This is a genomic window from Polaromonas sp. P3_A5 (assembly GCF_056403055.1).
Genome location: NZ_JBFUGF010000001.1, coordinates 3,080,856 through 3,100,262 on the forward strand (window position 1 = coordinate 3,080,856; position 19,407 = coordinate 3,100,262).

The 19,407-nt window shown below is 62.1% G+C and carries 19 protein-coding genes; 8 read left to right on the forward strand and 11 right to left on the reverse strand.

From position 1 onward, the window contains the following. Nucleotides 1–4 precede the first annotated feature (4 nt). The 9 genes from AC1DU8_RS14810 to AC1DU8_RS14850 form a co-directional block, all read right to left on the reverse strand. Nucleotides 5–754 carry a FadR/GntR family transcriptional regulator gene (locus AC1DU8_RS14810; protein WP_457279256.1) on the reverse strand — a complete coding sequence of 250 codons (750 nt, stop codon included), beginning with the start codon at nt 752–754 and terminating at the stop codon, nt 5–7. Between the two features lie 9 nt (nt 755–763). Next, on the reverse strand, nt 764–1,147 hold the full coding sequence (locus AC1DU8_RS14815; RefSeq protein WP_477688794.1) for a cupin domain-containing protein: 384 nt from the start codon (nt 1,145–1,147) through the stop codon (nt 764–766). Nucleotides 1,148–1,184: 37 nt separating this feature from the next. Next, nucleotides 1,185–2,231: an L-idonate 5-dehydrogenase gene (locus AC1DU8_RS14820; RefSeq protein ID WP_477726924.1), complete on the reverse strand. Its 1,047-nt coding sequence runs from the start codon at nt 2,229–2,231 to the stop codon at nt 1,185–1,187. 36 nt (nt 2,232–2,267) lie between these two features. Beyond that, nucleotides 2,268–3,023: an SDR family oxidoreductase gene (locus AC1DU8_RS14825; RefSeq protein ID WP_457279259.1), complete on the reverse strand. Its 756-nt coding sequence runs from the start codon at nt 3,021–3,023 to the stop codon at nt 2,268–2,270. An 18-nt stretch (nt 3,024–3,041) separates the two neighbouring features. After that, the gene (locus AC1DU8_RS14830) at nt 3,042–4,112 is read right to left on the reverse strand and encodes an ABC transporter ATP-binding protein (RefSeq protein ID WP_477726925.1); all 1,071 of its coding nucleotides are present in this window, start codon (nt 4,110–4,112) and stop codon (nt 3,042–3,044) included. 204 nt (nt 4,113–4,316) lie between these two features. After that, nucleotides 4,317–5,168, reverse strand: a complete 852-nt coding sequence (locus AC1DU8_RS14835; protein ID WP_457279261.1) for a carbohydrate ABC transporter permease — start codon at nt 5,166–5,168, stop codon at nt 4,317–4,319. Continuing rightward, on the reverse strand, nt 5,165–6,037 hold the full coding sequence (locus AC1DU8_RS14840) for a carbohydrate ABC transporter permease (protein WP_457279262.1): 873 nt from the start codon (nt 6,035–6,037) through the stop codon (nt 5,165–5,167). The genes AC1DU8_RS14835 and AC1DU8_RS14840 overlap by 4 nt, the downstream gene beginning before the upstream one ends. 72 nt (nt 6,038–6,109) lie before the next feature. After that, nucleotides 6,110–7,486 carry an ABC transporter substrate-binding protein gene (locus AC1DU8_RS14845; protein WP_457279263.1) on the reverse strand — a complete coding sequence of 459 codons (1,377 nt, stop codon included), beginning with the start codon at nt 7,484–7,486 and terminating at the stop codon, nt 6,110–6,112. 139 nt (nt 7,487–7,625) lie between these two features. Then, nucleotides 7,626–8,621 (reverse strand): 2-hydroxyacid dehydrogenase, encoded by a 996-nt coding sequence (locus AC1DU8_RS14850; protein ID WP_457279264.1) that lies wholly within the window; start codon nt 8,619–8,621, stop codon nt 7,626–7,628. 67 nt (nt 8,622–8,688) lie between these two features. On the opposite strand from AC1DU8_RS14850, the gene AC1DU8_RS14855 reads away from it, so the two are divergent. The 7 genes from AC1DU8_RS14855 (at nt 8,689) to AC1DU8_RS14885 (ending at nt 16,990) form a co-directional block, all read left to right on the forward strand. Beyond that, nucleotides 8,689–10,428 (forward strand): IlvD/Edd family dehydratase, encoded by a 1,740-nt coding sequence (locus tag AC1DU8_RS14855; RefSeq protein ID WP_457279265.1) that lies wholly within the window; start codon nt 8,689–8,691, stop codon nt 10,426–10,428. Nucleotides 10,429–10,642: 214 nt separating this feature from the next. After that, a complete protein-coding gene (locus AC1DU8_RS14860) occupies nt 10,643–11,575 on the forward strand; it encodes a sugar kinase (protein ID WP_477666296.1) in 933 nt (310 codons plus the stop codon). Continuing rightward, nucleotides 11,572–12,453, forward strand: coding sequence for a 2-dehydro-3-deoxygalactonokinase (locus tag AC1DU8_RS14865; RefSeq protein ID WP_457279267.1), 882 nt, complete (start codon nt 11,572–11,574; stop codon nt 12,451–12,453). Before AC1DU8_RS14860 ends, AC1DU8_RS14865 begins: the two co-directional genes overlap by 4 nt. A gap of 35 nt (nt 12,454–12,488) precedes the next feature. Beyond that, nucleotides 12,489–13,130: a 2-dehydro-3-deoxy-6-phosphogalactonate aldolase gene (locus tag AC1DU8_RS14870; protein ID WP_477666295.1), complete on the forward strand. Its 642-nt coding sequence runs from the start codon at nt 12,489–12,491 to the stop codon at nt 13,128–13,130. A 2-nt stretch (nt 13,131–13,132) separates the two neighbouring features. After that, nucleotides 13,133–13,921, forward strand: coding sequence for an SDR family NAD(P)-dependent oxidoreductase (locus AC1DU8_RS14875; RefSeq protein WP_457279269.1), 789 nt, complete (start codon nt 13,133–13,135; stop codon nt 13,919–13,921). 206 nt (nt 13,922–14,127) lie between these two features. Next, nucleotides 14,128–16,497, forward strand: a complete 2,370-nt coding sequence (locus AC1DU8_RS14880) for a heavy metal translocating P-type ATPase (protein ID WP_477726926.1) — start codon at nt 14,128–14,130, stop codon at nt 16,495–16,497. Nucleotides 16,498–16,588: 91 nt separating this feature from the next. Continuing rightward, the gene (locus AC1DU8_RS14885) at nt 16,589–16,990 is read left to right on the forward strand and encodes an SRPBCC family protein (RefSeq protein WP_477666293.1); all 402 of its coding nucleotides are present in this window, start codon (nt 16,589–16,591) and stop codon (nt 16,988–16,990) included. Nucleotides 16,991–16,992: 2 nt separating this feature from the next. Here the strand turns inward: AC1DU8_RS14885 and AC1DU8_RS14890 are convergent, their stop codons facing one another. Next, nucleotides 16,993–17,619, reverse strand: coding sequence for a LysE family translocator (locus tag AC1DU8_RS14890; protein WP_477688791.1), 627 nt, complete (start codon nt 17,617–17,619; stop codon nt 16,993–16,995). A 119-nt stretch (nt 17,620–17,738) separates the two neighbouring features. Here AC1DU8_RS14890 and AC1DU8_RS14895 point away from each other — a divergent pair, with 119 nt between their 5' ends. Beyond that, nucleotides 17,739–18,419 (forward strand): DNA-3-methyladenine glycosylase I, encoded by a 681-nt coding sequence (locus tag AC1DU8_RS14895; RefSeq protein WP_477688790.1) that lies wholly within the window; start codon nt 17,739–17,741, stop codon nt 18,417–18,419. Between the two features lies 1 nt (nt 18,420). On the opposite strand, the gene AC1DU8_RS14900 is transcribed toward AC1DU8_RS14895, so the two are convergent. Then, nucleotides 18,421–19,395 carry a magnesium and cobalt transport protein CorA gene (locus AC1DU8_RS14900; protein WP_457279273.1) on the reverse strand — a complete coding sequence of 325 codons (975 nt, stop codon included), beginning with the start codon at nt 19,393–19,395 and terminating at the stop codon, nt 18,421–18,423. Nucleotides 19,396–19,407: the final 12 nt, after the last annotated feature.

The window sequence follows — 19,407 nt, forward strand, 5'->3', positions numbered from 1 at the left end:
CTGTTCAGGCAGCTTTCAGTTGCTTGGCCGGGTCGCTCAGCTTGGGCAAACGGCGCCGCGAGCCGAGCACCAGTTCGATATCCTCGCGCGCACCGTCAATCAACACCAGAATCGCTTTTTCAGCTTTGGCCGGGTTGCGTGCAATCACGGCGTCCAGCACGGCACGATGCAGCGGGAGTGAAAGCTTGGGCCCGTCCTTGCGGCTCGTGGAAATCTCAAAGCTGGTACGCAGCAGCGCACTCAAGGCTTTGCTCATCTGGACGAGCATGCGGTTATGGGCGGCCCGCAATAGTCCCTGATGAAAGCGCAGATCATAGGTGACATAGTCGCCGCCGCCTTCAATGGCACGCTTCATGCCTGCATAGGCATCCTCGATTTCAGCGACTTCTGCGGCTGTTGCCCGCTCGGCTGCCATGCGTACGGCAGCAGGCTCCACCAGGCGCCGCAACTCAAGCAGGTCACGCAAAAATTCGGGTGTGATGCCGGCCTTGGCCTTCCAGGCGATGACGTCGGGATCGAACCAATTCCAGTGCTCCTCGGTCAGCACGCGGGTACCCACTTTGGGCCCGGTGGTGACAAGGCCCTTGGCGATCAGCGACTTGACCGCTTCGCGCACCACCGTGCGGCTCACCCCAAGCTCTTCACAAAGAATAGGCTCCGGTGGCATAGACATGCCTGCGGCATAACGCCCCGCGACAATGGCTTCCCCGATGTGGTCAACCGTGTTGCCGTGGACGTTTTTCATGGTGGCCATGGTGTTGCCTTAACCCCGCACAAACAGCGTGACCAGCGGGTCCGGCCCGACCTGGCGACTCCAGTGGCCGTGCAGGGCCGGGTCAAAGGTGGCGCCGGTCGGCAACACGTCGGCCGAGTAGAAATGCTGGCCCGGCTTGAAGATGCGGGAAACGCCGCCCTGCAGGCCGATTTCCATCTCGCCACCCAGGATGAACACCCACTGCGGGTTCGGCGTGCAATGGAACTGGCTGCGAAACCCCGGCGGGCTGTGGCGCAACTGGTAACCGCCCGAAGCAAACAACGTGGACAGCATGGCCTGCGGCGAGCCTTCGCCAAGCGGGATCGACTCATCCCGGAATTTGGCCCGACCGTCGGTATCGGTGTAAAGAATGACTTTGGGGAAAACGGTCACAAGGGACTCCGGTGAATGGATGTGAAAAGCAGGCGCCTCATGAAGTTTCGCCGCCGAAGGCGATTTGCACTTTCATGGATTGGCGCTTGTCGCCGGCGAGTGTAAAGGCATGCGTGGCCTGGTCGAAGGCGACGATGTCAGTGATGACGGGCCGCCCGTCGATGAGCCGCTGATTCAGGAAGGCCACCGCCACGGCGAATTCAGGATGGAAGCGGAAGGTGCCGCGCAACTCCAGTTCCTTGGCGACAAGGGTGTTGAGCGGCAGGGAGATATTGCCACCCAGACCCACCGTCACGATGACGCCGCGCGGCGCCACCACATCCAGGCCGGCGACCAGGGCTTTCTCATTGCCCGAGGCCTCGAACATCACATCGAACTGCCCCTTGCCGGCGGCGAAGGCCGCCAGGGCGTCGGGTTCCTGGGCCAGGTTGATGGTCTGGTCAGCGCCCATTTTTTTGGCACAGGCAAGGGGAAGCTCGGCAATGTCGGCTGCGACGATGCGGGCCGCGCCCGCGCGGCGCAGGCCGGCGATCAGCAAGGCGCCTATGGGTCCGCAGCCGGTGACCAGCACCTGCTTGCCGAACACCGAGCCGGCCCTCGAAATGGCGTGCAAGCCCACCGACAGGGGCTCGGCCAGCGCGGCCTCGGACAAGGGAAGGTCATCAGCCACCGGATGCGCCTGGGCGGCCTCTATGACCAGGGTTTCGCGGAAAGCGCCCTGGATGTGCGGAAAGCGCATTGCGCTGCCGTAAAAGCGCATGTCCATGCAATGGTTGTGCAGGCCTTGCTGGCAGAAGCGGCAAACACCGCAAGGCCGGGACGGTGAAATTGCGATGCGCTGGCCGGCGCGCAGGCCGTTGACCTCGCTGCCCACGGCTTCGACCACGCCCGACACCTCATGGCCCAGCACCATGGGCTCCTTGATACGCACCGTGCCGAAGCCGCCGTGCTGGAAGTAGTGCAGGTCGGAGCCGCAGATGCCGCCGAACGCCACCCGTACCCGCAACTGCTGCGGACCCAGGTGTTCGGTATCCAGCGCGTCAAGACGCAGGTCTAGGGGTGCATGACAGACAAGTCCACGCATGATGTTTCTCCCTGGTTGGGCGGGCAGGCGGCGGCTTCACAGCGTCGCCGTCACCCCGCCGTCGACATACAAAACATGGCCATTGACAAAGCTGGAGGCATCGCTGGCCAGGAACACGGCCGCGCCGGCCAGTTCCGCCACTTCTCCCCAGCGCCTGCTGGGCGTTCGCGCGGTAAGCCAGGCGCTGAACTGCTCGTCGGCCACCAGCTTTTCCGTCAATTCGGTCTTGAAGTAGCCGGGGCCCAAGCCATTGACCTGGATGCCATAGGGCCCCCAGTCAATCGCCATGCCTTTGGTCAGCATCTTGACCGCACCCTTGCTGGCCATATAGGGCGCGATGTTGGGCCGCCCGAGCTCGCTCTGCACCGAACAGATATTGATGATCTTGCCGCTGCGGCGCTCAATCATTTTTCGGGCTACAGCCTGCCCGACAAAAAAAACACTGTCGACGTTGGTGCGCATCAACTCATGCCAATCTTCAGCCGGAAAATCCTGCAGGGCCATGCGTCGCTGCATGCCGGCGTTGTTCACCAGAATATGGACAGGGCCTATTGACGATTCAATGTCATCTACTGCGGCCTGCGCGGCCGATGCCTGGGTCACGTCAAATACGCGCGTGTGGATAATCAATCCTTCGCTTCGCAGCGTGTTTGCAGCTCGCTCCAGCTTGAGGCCGTCGCGGCCGTTAAGCACCACGGCGGCGCCGGCCTGACCCAAACCACGTGCCAGCGCAAAACCAATGCCGCCGGAAGACCCCGTCACCAGCGCCAGTCGACCATCAAGACTGAACATGCCTGCAGCCATTGCGCCTCAATCCAGACGGGCACCGCTAGCGTCGTCAAAGACATGGCTCTTGCCGTTCGCGATTTCGAGATGAACGATATCGTCTGGCCGCACCGCTGTTCGGCCATGCATCACCAATATGACGTTGGCGCCACCGACATCGAGCAAAAGTTCAGTTTCAGCACCGGTAGGCTCCACCACAATCACCTTTGCAGGAATGCCCTGCCCGCTTGTCGACAACGAGATGTCACCGGGCCGTACACCATAGTGCACCGGCTGGCCGTCGCGCGCCTGCGAAATCGTGCCAATGGGCCACTGGTGTCCCTGCGCCTCCACCCAGGCTTGTCCGCCCGATTGGCGCAAAACGCCCTTGAACACATTCATGGACGGGGAACCAATAAATTGCGCAACGAACAAATTACCGGGGCGGTCGAACAGCTCGAGCGGCGTGCCGATTTGCTCGATGATGCCGTCATGCATCACCACAATGCGGTCGGCCATGGTCATGGCCTCGATCTGGTCGTGCGTGACGTAAACCGTAGTGGTCTTCAGACGCTGGTGCAGGGCCTTGATCTCGGCACGCATGGCCACACGCAGCTTGGCATCCAGGTTAGAAAGCGGCTCATCGAACAGGAAGACCTTGGGGTCGCGCACGATGGCCCGGCCCATGGCCACGCGCTGGCGCTGCCCGCCCGACAGTTCGCGCGGGAAGCGATCCAGCAGCGGGTCCAGGTTCAGGATACGGGCGGCATCACCGACGCGCTTGTTGGTGAGTTCGGCATCAGCCTTGCGCAGCTTCAGACTGAAAGCCATGTTGTCGCGCACCGTCATGTGCGGGTACAGGGCGTAGCTCTGGAACACCATGGCGATATCGCGATCCTTGGAATCCAGCTCGTTGATGACCTTGCCGTCAATCGACATTTCACCGCCGCTGATTTCCTCGAGCCCGGCCAGCATGCGCAGCAGCGTGGACTTGCCGCAGCCCGACGGACCCACCAGTACGACGAATTCGCCGTCGGAGATGTCGAAGCTGATGCCGTGAATGATCTTGACCTTGCCGAAGGCCTTCTCGATATTGCGAAACGATACAGATGCCATGAGATTCCCGTTATTTCCTGATAAAGACCGAGTCCCAGCCAGCGCCGGGCCGCCCCAAGCCGGCTACGACCCCCGAGGGGCTGGAGCCCGCGGCTCCAAGCCTGCCTGCGCAGGCTTGGATGGGCGACAGAGGCGAAGCGTCCCGCGAGCCGCGGCCTGCAAGGCCTCGCGCAGTACACAAAGTGACAAGCGTGGGGGTCATGTTTAGCTTTTCACGGCGCCGGCCGTCAGGCCGGACACCATGTAGCGCTTGAATGTGTAATAGATAGCCGCCGGAGGCAGCGCGTAAATCAGGCCGGTGGCCATCAGCAGTTCCCAGGGCGAATCGTCGGCCGCCAGGAAATTGCCCAACGCCACCGCCAGCGTCACGCTGGTGTCCCTGGACAGCAGCAGGAAGGCGTAGAGATACTCGTTCCAGGCCAGCAGCAGCGCATAGGTGCCAACCGCCACCAGCGACGGCACCATGAGTGGCAGGTAAACCAGCCGAAACAACTGCATCGCCGTAGCGCCGTCCATCTTGGCCGCTTCGTCAAGTTCGTAAGGCAGTTTGTCGGAGGCCTGCTTGAGCACCCAGATGCAATACGGCGAGGCGATGGTCACCATGGCCAGAATCAGCGACCACTGGTGGTTGAGCATGCCGTAGTTACCCATGGTCTTGTACATGGGAACGGCCAGGAAAGCGGCGGGAATGAAGTAGGTGAAGAGCGCCATGTTCATCACCGTGCGGCCTCCGCGCACTTTGAGGCGGCTGATGGCAAAGGCTGCGGTGGTGGAAACCACCAGCGTCAACACGCCCACAGACAGCGCGATCACCAGCGAGTTGCCCAGTTGCACCCAGAAGTGGTCGAGGTAGAAATGCTTTTGCCAGAACACCGTCTCGAAATTGCTCAATGTGGGATTTTTAGGCCAGAGCCGCCCCGTCGTGGCTTCGTTTCTTGGCGAAATTGCAAACAGCACCATGTGGTAGATCGGAATCAGCGTCCACAGCAGCACCGGGATACCGATCAACAGCAGTCTGGCCTCGCGACTCACCTTGCGAAGTGTGATGCGGCTCATTTGGACAACCTTTTCATCATGAAATACACCAGCGGCAAGACGAGGGGAAGGGCCACGACAATGGACGCCAGCGACAGATCCACCTGGTCCAGGCGCAAATAGCGGATGCCGAGCGTAGCCAGCACATGGGTCAGATCGGCGGGCCCGCCGCCCGTGAGCAGGTAAACGCTGTTGAAGTCGCCCAGCGTCCAGATCATCGACAGGATGGTCGACGTCAGGTAGAGCGAGCGCATCGACGGCCAGGTGATGAACCGGAACTTCTGCCAGATGGTGGCACCGTCTACCGACGCTGCTTCATACTGCTCGGCCGGGATGGCCATACGGCCGGCAAGCAGAATCAGTGTCCAGAACGGCAACGACTTCCAGATGTGGGCCAGCATCGAAAAACACAGCGCCAGCGTCGGATCATTAAGCCAGTTGGGCCCGTCAACGCCGGTCATCTTGTAAATGAGCGTATTGATGACACCCCACTCAGGGTTGAGCATGAAGCGCATGGACAGAATGGTCGGAATCGACGGCACCGCCCAAGGCAGGATAAATACGACCGACAAGCCCTTGACCCACCAGCGCGTGTTCAGGAAAAAACCCGACAGGAATAACGCGACCACCATCTTGACGTTGACCGCCACGACGATAAACACCACGGTATTGACCAGCGAGCGGAAGAATATCGGGTCGGCAAAAAGCCGGACATAACTCTCGGGATGGCGTGCGAGCCACAAGCCATACCCTACCGGGTAAATAACGAAAACCAGAAATATCAGCAGATAGGGAATAACAAGAACCAGCCCCCACTTCTCCCATGAAGTCATGGCTCCGCGCTCTGCGCGCAAAGAGGGGCCGGCCTGGTCGATGATTGCAGTGCTCATGCTTTTGGTACGCGCGCCACCCGTCTGGGCGATCCAGTCCGGGCAGCGCGGCTTTCTTCAGTCAACGAAAGGTCAGTTGGCCACGGTTTTGATGCGGGCAATCATTTCATCAACAGCCTTGTCCACCGGCACTTTTTCATTGATGACGCGGTTGGCCGCCTTGGCCCAGACGTTCTCATTGTTCAGGATGGTGAACTTGTAGTTCTTGGTGAACTCAAAATTGACCGTGCCGTTCATGAACTGGTTGTAGACCGACTGGCGGTGCGCATCGGCCTTCCAGAACGGACGCTGCTGCGCAGTCTTGGTCACAGGGAACCAGCGGCCCAGCGAGCCCTCCACGTAAGGCGTCAGGTTTTCCTCTTGCATCAGGAAGGACACGAACTCCTTGGCGCGGGCCTTGTTCTTGGCCTGGTTGAACACCACACCCACCTTGACGGCGGCGCGGTAAACCATCTTGCTGCCGTCGGGCTTGTTTGGGAAGCCAGCCGTGCGGATGCGCTCGGTGTAGTTCTTCTTCGCGGTCTCGCGCTCTTCGGGCTTGAGCGACGCGTTGTTCATGTCGTCCAGCCATTTCGCGGCGATCGAGATCGTGGCGTTGTGGGTCAGGATGGTGGTCTTGTTGTGGAAAGCGACATTGTTGTCCGGGTCTTTCCAGCTGGTGGACGACGGTGGCGTGCAGCCCTTGGCGTACGGCTGCGTGTAGTCAGTCAACGCACTGATCAGGCCGGCACGGACTTTCGGGTCATCAACCAGCAACTTGCCGCTGTCGCTGACCAGACTCACGTTGTAGGCGTCCATGAAAGTCAGGAACGAATAAAAGGAATCGCTCGAATCCACGCCCAGCGGTTGGCCGATACCAAAGGTGCGATTGCCGCTCTTCTGGCGATAAGCCGGCTGCACCTTGTCGCACCAGAATGACCAGTAGTCCTTCCAGCCGGTAGGAATGTCGGACTCCTTGAAGCCGGCTTCATTGAGCATGTCCACCCAGTACTCGATGTGCATGGTCTGCTGCTTCATCGGAAAGGCGTAATAGGCCCGGTTCTTGGCGACGTCGTTATAGAGAAAGGCGGTTTCAACCGTGTTGGGCGCAAAACGCGCACGCATGGGGTTGATCACGCTGCTGATGTCTTCGAGCTTGCCGTCAAAGGCCCACTTGCCTGCAACCTGGAAGTCATAGACGTCGGCATAAGCCACATCGGGCGGACTGCCGGAGTCAAGGGCCGCGACGGTTTTCGGGATCATGTCCTGCACCGGGTACTGCGACAGCTCGATCTTGACGCCTTTGTGCTTGTCTTCGTACTTCTTGATGGCAGCGAAAAGTGCGTCATCTTCGGCCTTGTAAAAGCCCTTGACCCACCAGACGGTGAGCTTTTCCTGGGCCACAGCCTGCCCGGCTGTCACCAGGCCTGCCGCGACCATCGCGGTGGCAAGGATTGTCTTGAGTCTCATTTGGCTTGTCTCCTCTGCGGGTTAATTGTTTAGCTGGCAAAACGGCGCCTGCGTTCCTTGACGCATTGTTATCATATGATGTTTAACCGAAGTGTTTTCTATGGAAAACCCGAAGCACCAAGGCTCGTTGGCACCCCTTTCAATGCCATTCCGGTACAGGGGTGAGGAGGGGTTGCCCTTCAAAGTGCGCCTGCAGATTGCTGACCGCCAGATTGGCCATCGCGTGGCGCGTCTGCACGGTGGCACTGGCCATGTGCGGGGTCAGCACAACATTGTCCATGGACCACAACGCCTCCAGGGGATGCGGCTCCTGCTCGAATACATCGAGGCCCGCGCCGGCGATGACGCCATTCTTTAATGCTCCCACGAGAGCGGCCTCATCCACAACAGACCCACGCGCCACATTGATCAAATAACCCGCAGGGCCCAGCGCTTTCAGTACATCTGCATTGATCAGATGGCGGGTGCCGACTCCGCCCGGCGTAATGACCACCAGGAAGTCCACCGCGGCAGCCAGTGCCTGTGCCGTCGGGTAAAAGCTGTAAGCAAGTTCAGGCTTGGCGCTGCGGCCGGTGTAGGCAATCGACATGCCAAAGGCTTCAGCCCGGCTGGCGATAGCCTGACCTATCCGCCCCAACCCGACAATTCCCAGGCGAGCACCCGAGACTTTGCGTGCAAGCGGCATGGGTCCTTCTTTCGCCCAGCGCCCGGCCCGCACATAACGGTCGGCCAGCGGTATGCGCCGTGCCACGGACAGCATGAGACCCAGGGCCAGGTCGGCGACCTCGTCATTCAGTACCCCAGGGGTGTGCGTCACCGGGATACGGCGTTCCAGTGCGCTGGTGACGTCGACGCCGTCATAACCCACACCCATGATGGAAATGATCTCGAGTGCGGGCAACTGGTCCATCAATGCGCGCGGCACCCTGGATTCGCCGCCACCGGCAACGCCGCGTATGAGGGATGCAACTTTGGCAAAGGCCGCCGGGTCGCTTTCATGCAGCCTGTCGTGCACCTCAAAGGACGCCTGAAGCGGCTCCATCAGAAAGGGCGGGAGCTTGGCAACAGCAAGGATATGCGGACGGACGGAAGGGCCGGATGGCGGGGCAGACAAGGGGCGAACTCCTGCGGTCATGGTTTTCACTAAGATTTAGAATCAATGGTATGACGATAATATGTTTGAAAATTAAGGACTTTCCCGAATGAGCGATTCAGCCAAGAAAAAATTGCCCCACGAACTCCGCAGCCAACAATGGTTCGGCAGGCAAGACCGCGACGGTTTTGCTTACCGCAGCTGGGTCAAGGGCAAGGGCGTGCCACATGACCAGTTTGACGGCCGTCCGGTCATCGGCATCTGCAACACCTTCAGCGAACTGACTCCCTGCAACTCGCATTTCCGCACCATTGCAGAGCAGGTCAAGATCGGTGTCTATGAGGCAGGCGGCTTTCCGCTCGAGTTTCCGGTGATGTCGCTGGGCGAGACGCTGTTGCGCCCCACCGCCATGCTCTACCGCAACCTGGCCAGCATGGACGTGGAAGAAAGCATTCGCGGCAATCCGATCGACGGCGTCGTGCTGCTGATGGGTTGCGACAAGACCACTCCCTCACTGGTCATGGGAGCATCCAGCGTCGACCTGCCTACGGTGGGTGTCAGCGGTGGGCCCATGCTCAGTGGCAAATGGCGTGGTCAGGAGTTGGGCTCCGGCACCGGCGTCTGGAGCATGAGCGAGCAGGTAAGGGCCGGTACGCTCAAACTTGCCGAGTTTTTTGAGGCCGAAAGCTGCATGCACCGCAGCCACGGCCACTGCATGACCATGGGCACGGCATCAACGATGGCCAGCATGGTCGAGGCGCTGGGCATAGGCCTGCCCGGCAACGCCGCATACCCGGCGGTGGATGGCAGGCGCAATGTACTGGCCCGCATGGCCGGGCGCCGTGCCGTCGAAATGGTGCACGAAGACCTCACGCTGTCGAAAATCCTCACGCGCGAAGCGTTTGAAAACGCCATCAAGACACTGGCCGCGATCGGTGGATCGACCAACGCCGTCATTCACCTGATCGCCATCGCCGGGCGAATCGGCGTGAAGCTGACGGTCGATGACTTTGACCGCCTGGCCAGCGAACTGCCCTGCCTGGTCAACCTGCAGCCCTCCGGCAAATACCTGATGGAAGACTTCTGTTACGCCGGCGGCCTGCCTGTCGTGATGAAGGAAATCGCGCAGCACCTGCACACCAGCGCCATCACGGCCAACGGCAAAACCATCGGCGAGAACATTGCTGATGCGGAAAACTACAACACCGATGTCATCATGCCGCTCTCCACGCCCTTCAAGGACAAGGCCGGCATCGCCGTGCTGCGCGGCAACCTGTCGCCGCGCGGCGCGGTCATCAAGCCCAGCGCGGCCACGCCTGCACTCATGGTGCACAAGGGCCGTGCCGTGGTGTTCGAAACCATTGAAGATTTCCACGCACGCATCGACGATGAAAACCTGGACATCGACGAGAACTGCGTGATGGTGCTGAAAAACTGCGGGCCCAAGGGCTACCCCGGCATGGCCGAAGTCGGCAACATGCCGCTGCCGCCCAAGGTGCTGCGCAAAGGCATCACCGACATGGTCCGCATCAGCGACGCCCGCATGAGCGGAACAGCGTATGGCACCGTGATATTGCACACAGCCCCTGAAGCCGCAGCAGGCGGACCGCTGGCCCTGGTGCAAAACGGCGACATCATCGAACTCGATGTGCCCAACCGCAGGCTGCACCTGCATGTCAGCGACGAAGAGCTTGCCAGGCGCATGACCACTTGGAAAGCACCCGAGCCACCGCTGTCTTCGGGGTACTGGAAGCTGTACATCGACCACGTGCTACAGGCCGACGAAGGTGTGGACCTGGATTTTCTGGTGGGCAAGCGTGGCTCTTTCGTGCCGCGCGACAATCACTGAGAATCAGCAGACGCTGCTTGTACGGCCATCCCTTTCGGGGTACAGCGCGGGTACGGCGCCGCGACCGGGCCGCGGGTAACATGGAGGCTTCAAACGCGGGTATTTTCTTCTGGAAATTTCCGCGTTACGACCCACCGCGCCCGCGCGCCAATCAAGGCCTTGAGGCGCGCATGCTGCTACCTTTTCGGGACAGCAAAGGATGCCAGAAAGTTCTATGCAAGCCAGAAAATTCGATGTCGTCGCGCTCGGCGAAGCCATGGTGGAGTTCAACCAGACCCAGGCTGGCCAACCCAACTACCTGCAAGGCTTTGGCGGGGACACCAGCAATGCCGTGATTGCCGCCGCGCGCGCGGGCGCCATCGCAGCTTATTTAACCCGTTTGGGCGGTGACACTTTCGGCCAATCACTGATGACCTTGTGGGCCACAGAAAACGTTTCGACGACCGCAGTCCAGCAAGATCCGGAAGCCAGCACCGGCCTTTACTTCGTCACACACGGCAAAAATGGACATGAGTTCAGCTACCTGCGTGCGGGCTCCGCGGCCAGCCGCATGACCCCTGCCTGGCTGCACCAAGGCGGCGCCGCACAGGCCGTGCGTGAAGCCAAGGTCCTGCATGTGTCAGGCATCTCGCTGGCGATTTCCGCCAGTGCCTGCGACACAGCGTTTGCCGCGATGAAACTGGCCAAAGAGGCCGGTACCCTCGTGTCGTTTGACTCCAACCTGCGGCTCAAGCTCTGGCCGCTGGACCGGGCGCTTGCCTGCACCCGCCACGCCGTTTCACTGTGCGACATTTTCCTGCCAAGCCTGGAAGACATCACCACCCTCAACGGCATGACAGACCCCGACGCGGTGACGGACTGGGGCCATGCCCTGGGCGCCAAAACCGTGGTGCTCAAGCTCGGCGGCGACGGCGCGCTGGTCAGCGACGGCACGCGGCGCGAGCGCGTGCCCGTGCACAACGTGAAGCTGGTGGATGCCACCGGCGCAGGCGACTGCTTTTGCGGCAACCTGCTGGCGCGCATTGCGGCGGGCGATAACGTCTTTGATGCGGCCCGTTATGCCAATGCAGCGGCCGCCCTCACGGTGCAGGGCTACGGCGCGGTCGCTCCGCTGCCGCGTCCCGAACAGGTCAGGGCCCTGCTGTGAGCCGCCTTCTGGCAGTCGACTGGGGCAGCTCTTCATTGCGCGGCGCGTTGATCGACGGCGCCGGCACAGCCCTGGACGAGCGTTCCTTCGCACGTGGCATCCTGACCGTCGCTCCCGGTACCTTTCCGGAGGTTTTTGCAAGCTGCTTTGCCGACTGGATGACGTCAGGCACGCTGTGCCTGATCTCCGGCATGGCCGGCAGCAAACAGGGCTGGCGCGAAGCGCCCTACTGCGCCTGCCCCGCCGGCTTTGACGCGATCGCCGCCGCACTGGAATGGGTGGAGCCCGGCCGCATCGCCATCGTGCCCGGCCTGAGCATAGACAAGGGCGGTGTGCCCGACGTCATGCGCGGCGAGGAAACGCAGATCTTTGGCGCCTTGCAGCTGCTGGGTCTGACGAACGCCCGGCTGGTGCTACCCGGCACACACAGCAAATGGGTCACCGTCGAAAACCGGCAAGTCACTGATTTTTCGACCTGGATGACCGGCGAGTTCTATGCGCTGCTGCGCCGCCAATCCATCCTCGCACGCATGCTGCCCGACGACGAACCCGCGCTGGACGCCGCCGCCTTCGATCAGGGCGTGGCCCATGCGCTGGCCGGCCCCGGCCTGCTGAACACCGCCTTCAGCACACGCACCCTGTCGCTGTTCCAGCGAATGACAACCGAGGCCCTGCCCAGCTACCTGTCGGGCCTGGTCATCGGCGAAGAACTCAAATCCCAGGCACTGCCACGCGGCGAGCCTGTAGTGGTGATGGGCGCCGAGGCGCTCACGGCGCGCTACGAACAGGCACTGGTCCAGATCAATGTGCCCGTGAAGCGCGTGGGCGCGGGCGCCACCTGGCGCGGCCTGCGCGCCATCGCCGATACCCTGGCCTGACCGGCGCAGTATTGCGCCTCAACCTGCAGAACACCATGAACAACGCTCACCAAAAATTTTCCCAGGCCCTCGGCGCCCTCCCCCTGGTGGCCATCCTGCGCGGACTGACGCCGGCGGAGGCCCTGCCTGTCGGCCAGGCACTCGTTGCCACGGGCTGGACGTTGATCGAAATTCCGCTCAACTCACCCCAGCCGCTGGACAGCATTGCCGCCATGGCCAGCACCTTTCCGCAGGCTTTGGTCGGTGCGGGCACGGTGCTGACTCCTGAAGCCGTACGTGACGTCCACGCCGCGGGTGGCCAGCTCATCGTTTCGCCCAATTTCAACCCGGCGGTGGTGCGCGAAGCTGTCCGCCTCGGCCTGGTGTGCCTGCCCGGCATCATGACTGCCAGCGAGGCATTTGCTGCGCTCGAAGCGGGCGCGACAGGGCTGAAGATTTTCCCGGCCGAAATGATTACCCCGGCAGTCGTGAAAGCCCTTCGTGCGGTGCTGCCCGCGCAAGCCGCAGTACTGCCGGTCGGCGGCATCACGCCTGCCAATATGGCGCCCTACCTGGCCGCGGGTGCCAACGGTTTCGGCATCGGATCGGCACTCTACAAACCAGGTTCTTCCGCCGCCCAGGTCTCCGAATCTGCTATGGAATTTATAGCTGCTTGCGCTGGTACCATAAGGGCATGAGCATGATTTCACCTACAGAAACGTCCCTGGTATCGTTCGGGCTGGCGGGCCGCGTCTGCATCGTCACCGGCGGTGCCCAAGGCATCGGCGAGGCCTGCGTGCGGCGTTTTTCGCGTGAGCAAGCGCAGGTCGTCATCGCCGATATAGACGACGCGCGCGGCACGGCGCTGGCCACAGAACTCGGCGGCCTGTATGTTCATTGCGACGTGGGCGACAAAGTGCAAGTCGATGCGCTGGTTGAACAAACCGTGGCCGCGCACGGCCGCATCGACGTGCTGGTCAACAATGCCGGCATCTTCAAGGCCGCAGAGTTTCTGGACGTGACGGAAGCCGACTTCGACGCCGTACTGCGCATCAACCTCAAGGGATCCTTCCTGGTCGGGCAGGCCGTGGCGCGCGTGATGGCGGCCGCCGGCAAGGGCAGCATCATCAACATGAGCTCAGTCAACGGCGTGCTCGCCATTCCCACCATTGCCAGCTACAACGTCAGCAAAGGCGGCATTAACCAGCTCACGCGCGTGATGGCGCTGTCGCTGGCCAGCCAGGGCGTGCGCGTCAACGCGGTTGCCCCCGGCACCATCGCCACCGAACTGGCCGCCAGGGCCGTGCTCACCAGCGACGAAGCCAAGGCCAAGATCATGAGCCGCACCCCCATGAAGCGCCTGGGCGAGCCCTCGGAGATCGCCGACACGGTAGCCTACCTCGCCAGCGACGCCGCCAGCTATATCACAGGCGAAATCGTCGTGGTCGATGGTGGGCGCATGACGCTGAACTACACCGTGCCGGTGTAGCCTGGCATGCACGCGAAAGCGTGCCGGTTTTCCCCTTTCAGTTGATGTGGATCATGCAATCCACCGCGGAAGGCGCTGAAGATCACCAGAGCCTTCCAGGGGAAACTCTCCTCCAATCCAGAGGGGCTTGACCTTCCCACAGGGGGAAGGTCTACCCTTGTTCATGGGCCTGGTCCAGGTCTGCAGAACACCAAAGGAAGCCCTCCATGAACCACACCTCCCACGCCGCACCGGGAACCGCACAGGCAAACGCTCACCTGCCGCCCACCGCCCCGGACGAACTGAAAGACCCGGTCTGCGGGATGGACGTCACCACGGCATCCGCGCACCATCTTGAGCACGAGGGAAGGCCTTATTACTTCTGCAGCGCCGGCTGCCAGGCCAAATTCTCCGCAGATCCGGCGGCCTATGTCGGTGCGCTCAAAGCAGAGCCTGCGCCCGAAGCGGCGCGCGGGCCTGATGCGGGCCAGGCCGGCGGAACTCTTTACACCTGCCCCATGCACCCGGAAATCCGGCAGGACCATCCGGGCAACTGCCCAATCTGCGGCATGACACTGGAGCCCGTCATGCCCAGCCTTGACGAGGACGAAAACCCGGAACTCGTCTCCTTCACCCGCCGCTTCTGGTGGACGCTGCCGTTGAGCATGGTGGTGACGGTGCTGGCCATGTTCGGCCACCAGCTCGGCTGGTTCGACATGACTGTCCAGAGCTGGATAGAACTGGTGCTGAGCCTGCCGGTCGTATTGTGGGCAGGCTGGCCCTTCTTTGTGCGTGGCGCGCAATCAGTCGTCCACCGCAGCCCGAACATGTGGACCCTCATCAGCCTGGGAACAGGCGCGGCCTTTGCCTACAGCGTGGTCGCCACCCTCGCGCCCGGTGTGTTTCCGGAGTCGTTTATTTCCATGGGCCGTGTAGCGGTTTACTTTGAGGCGGCGGCCGTGATCATTTCACTGACGCTGCTCGGCCAGGTGATGGAACTGAAGGCGCGCTCGCAAACTTCCGCCGCGATCAAGTCATTGTTGGGACTGGCGCCCAAAACCGCGCGGCGCATCAAGGCCGACGGCACCGAGGAAGACGTGCCGCTAACCCACGTGCACGTGGGAGACAACCTGCGCGTGCGCCCCGGCGAAAAAGTGCCCGTCGACGGCATCGTTACCGAGGGCGGCAGCGCCGTCGATGAATCCATGCTGACCGGAGAACCCCTGCCCGTGAGCAAGCGTCCGGGCGACAAGCTGATAGGCGCCACGCTCAACACCAGCGGCGCCCTGGTGATGCGCTCCGAGCGCGTCGGCGCGCAAACCATGCTGTCGCAAATCGTTCAGATGGTCGCGCTGGCCCAACGCTCGAAGGCACCCCTGCAGCGCATGGCCGACCAGGTGGCCGGATGGTTTGTCATGGCCGTGGTGGCCGTGGCCGTACTGACCTTTCTGGGATGGGGATTTTTCGGCCCGCAGCCGAGCTGGGTTTACGGCCTGATCAACGCGGTAGCAGTGCTGATCATCGCCTGCCCCTGTGCACTGGGCCTGGCCACGCCGATGTCCATCATGGTCGCCACCGGCAAGGCGGCCGGCCAGGGCATTCTTTTCCGCGATGCGGCGGCGATTGAACACCTGCGCACCGTCGACGTACTGATCGTCGACAAGACCGGCACGCTGACGGCCGGCAAGCCGGCGTTCGACCGCGCGATTCCCGCCACCGGCTTCAGTGCCGACGAAGTGCTGGGGCTGGCCGCCAGCCTGGATCAGGGCAGCGAACACCCATTGGCCGAGGCCATAGTAGCCGCAGCGCGCGCTCGCGGCCTGACGCTGGACACGCCAGAGAACTTCGAGTCCGCCAGCGGCATCGGCGTCAGCGGGCATGTGGCTGGTCGGCTGCTCGCGCTAGGCAATACGGCGTTGATGGCGCAAGTTGGTGTTTCGGTGGATTCGCTGCTGGCCCAGGCGGAGGCCCTGCGGGCCGAGGGCGCCAGCGTGATGCACCTGGCGGTCGACGGCCGGCTTGCGGGCCTGCTCGCCGTGGCCGATCCGGTGAAAGCCAGCACGCCCGAAGCGCTGGCAGCGCTCAAAGCCGCCGGCCTGCGCGTGATCATGGCCACAGGCGACGGCCTGACCACCGCCAAAGCCATCGCCCGGCGCCTGAACATTGACGAGGTGCACGGCGGCGTGCTGCCGGCCGACAAACTGGCACTGGTCAAGCGCCTGCAGGATGAAGGCCATATCGTTGCCATGGCCGGCGACGGCATCAATGACGCCCCGGCCCTGGCGCAGGCCAACGTGGGCATTGCCATGGGCACAGGCACCGACGTGGCCATGAACAGCGCCCAGATCACGCTGGTCAAGGGTGATTTGCGCGGCATCGCACAGGCCCGGAAAATCTCGGAAGCGACGATCGCCAACATGAAGCAGAACCTCGGTTTTGCCTTCGTCTACAACTCCCTCGGTGTACCGCTGGCCGCGGGGCTGCTCTTTCCCTTCACCGGCTGGCTGCTGTCGCCCATGATCGCGGCCCTGGCGATGAGCCTGAGTTCGGTGTCGGTGATCAGCAATGCGCTGAGGCTGCGCGAAAAGCGTTTTTAACCGGTGCTTAATCAGGGCTGACTTCGCCCGGTTTGATTGCTAAGCTGCAATGACAAGGCGTCACTCCGACGCCAGCCAGACTGGGGTCACCATGGCCACGATCTACAAGGAATTCACCGTCGACGCCGGCATAGACAGCGTCTGGGACGCGCTGCGCGATTTCAACGCTGTGCACCGGCGCCTTGCGCCGGGCTTCGTGGTCGACTGCAAGCCCGGCGAAGGCGGCCGCACCGTAACCTTTGCCAACGGCATGGTTGCGCACGAAGTGCTGGTGGGCATCCATGAAGGGATGCACCGCCTCAGCTACACCGTGGTCGGCGGCAAGGCCACCCATCACATGGCTTCGGCGCAGCTGTTTACCGAGGGCGAAAACCGCACCCGCTTTGTCTGGATCACCGACGTGCTGCCCGATGCGCCGGGGGAATACATCGACGTGATGATGACCCAGGGCGCGGCGGTGATGCAGCAGGCACTCGGCAGGCCGGCCGTTTGAATTCAGGCCGGGCGCTTGGCCAGCAAGGCCCAGACACCCGCCGTGGACAGCAGCGAGCCGCCCGCGAAATTAAAACGCCGCTGCGCGCGCGGCGAGGCCAGCAGTGTGCGGGCCGAAGTGGCAAACACCGCGTACAGCGTGGCGTTCAGGCTGGCCATCAACACAAAGGTCACCGCCAGCACCCAGAGCTGTCGCGTCACGTCGGCGCCGGGGTTAATGAACTGGGGCAAGAAAGCCACAAAAAACACAATGCCCTTGGGGTTGAGTGCGGTGACCAGGTAGGTATTGCCGAACAGCCTCCACAAGGAGCCCGGCGCCTCGGGCGCTGCGGTCTGCATGGGCGAAATTCCGGCGCGCAGGAGCTTGATGCCCAGGTAAAGCAAATACAGGCCGCCCGCCCACTTGACTACCGTGAACCAGAAGGCCGAGGCCGCGAGCAAGGCGCCCAGGCCGAACAACGAGACCACCAGCGCCGTCGAGTCACCCAACGCCACGGCGGCCACCAACGGAATGTTGGCACGCTTGCCGTGCGCCATCGAGTAGCTGATGACCGTCAGGATGGTCGGGCCCGGGATGATGAGCAGGACGACGGTTGCGGCGACGAAAGCGAGCCAAAGCTGGATGGACATGGTGCGTTGTTCCGAAGTTGTGGATCGGTGAGAGGGAGCGTGCGTCATGATACTGCCGGGCTGCCAAAGATGAGTCACCTCACGCGCACCGCCCTGCCCGCATCTGCCTAAAATTGCCCATGCCTTCCGCCACCCCTCCCAAGCGCCCCAACGTTGCACCCTCGCCGGCTGCCGGCATTTTTATCGATGACACCCACACCGCGCGCTGCGCCTGGTGCCAGGCAACGCCCCTTTACCGCAACTACCACGACAGCGAGTGGGGCTTTCCGGTGGACGATGAACGCCGGCTTTTTGAAAAAATCTGCCTCGAAGGCTTTCAGGCTGGCCTCAGCTGGCTGACCATCCTGAACAAACGCGAATCCTTTCGCAGCGCGTTCGCGAACTTCGATGCCGAGCAGGTGGCCCGCTTTGACGCGCGCGACATCAAACGCCTGGTCAACGACGCGGGCATCGTGCGGCATGCGGGGAAGATTGCTTCGACCATTAACAATGCAAAGCGCGTCATCGAACTGCGCAAAGAATTTGGCTCACTGGGCGCTTTTGTCTGGCGGCTGGAGCCCGAGGCCAAGAGCCGGCCCGCGCGCATCACACATGAGGCCGTCAAAGCCATGCCGACTTCCCCCGCCTCCGTCGCCCTGTCCAAGGATCTCAAAAAGCGCGGCTGGAGTTTTGTGGGCCCCACCACGATGTATGCCTTCATGCAGGCTATGGGTCTGGTCAACGACCACATCGAGGGATGCACCAGCCGCAAGGCGGCGCTGGCCGCCCGCAAGGCTTTCACCCCGCCCAAGGTGCCGTAAGTTATAACCAGCGCGCTCGCTTGAAACGCCAGTACAGCAGCGAGCACGCCACCACAATCATGCTGATGGCCATGAGATAGCCGTAACGCCATTTGAGTTCGGGCATGGCTTCGAAGTTCATGCCCCATATGCCGGCAAACGCCGTGCAGACCGCAAAGATACTGGCCCAGGCCGCGAGCTTCTTGGTCACCTCGCTTTCCTCGATGGTCACCATCGCCAGGTTCACCTGGATAGCAGTGCCTATGGTGTCGCGCATGTTTTCGATCAGTGCGTTGATGCGCGACAAATGGTCGACCACGTCACGAAAGTAATCCTGCACACCGCTGCAAATTTGCGGAACCCGGCCGCCATAGAGTTTGCTGGCCCCTTCGAGCAGCGGCGCCACTGCGTGCTTGAGCACCATCACGCTGCCCTTGAGTTCGTAGAGCCGTTCGATGTTCTTTCGCGCAGCACCAGGCGTGAAGATTTCCTTCTCGATGAGCTCCAGCTCGGTCTCGAGTGCGTCGAGGATGGGAAAGTAGCGGTCAACCACCGCGTCCATCAGGGCGTACAGCACAAAACCCGAACCGTTGCGCAGCAACTCCGGTTCGCGCTCGCAGCGTTCACGCACGCCCAGAAACCCCTTCTGGCTGCGGTTGCGCACCGAGAGTACATAGTTTTTCCCGGTGAACACATCCACCTCGCCGACGTGGAGTTCGCCCGGCTTGTCGTTGGACTGCTCAATCAGGTGCAGTACCGAAAACAGCGAAGCGCCGTATTCCTCGATTTTCGGGCGTTGGTGGCCGTGCCGGGCATCTTCGACCGCCAGTTCATGCAGGCCGAACTCATGCTGCATTTCTTCAAGCTCTTCCGGCGTGGCGTCTTGCAACGCCACCCAGACGAAAGCATCGGGACGGCAGATGTAGTCGCTGATCTCGGTGACCGGGATGTCGGCCAGTTTGGTGCCGTTCTGGTAGACCACACAATTGATGAGCATCTGATATTTCCC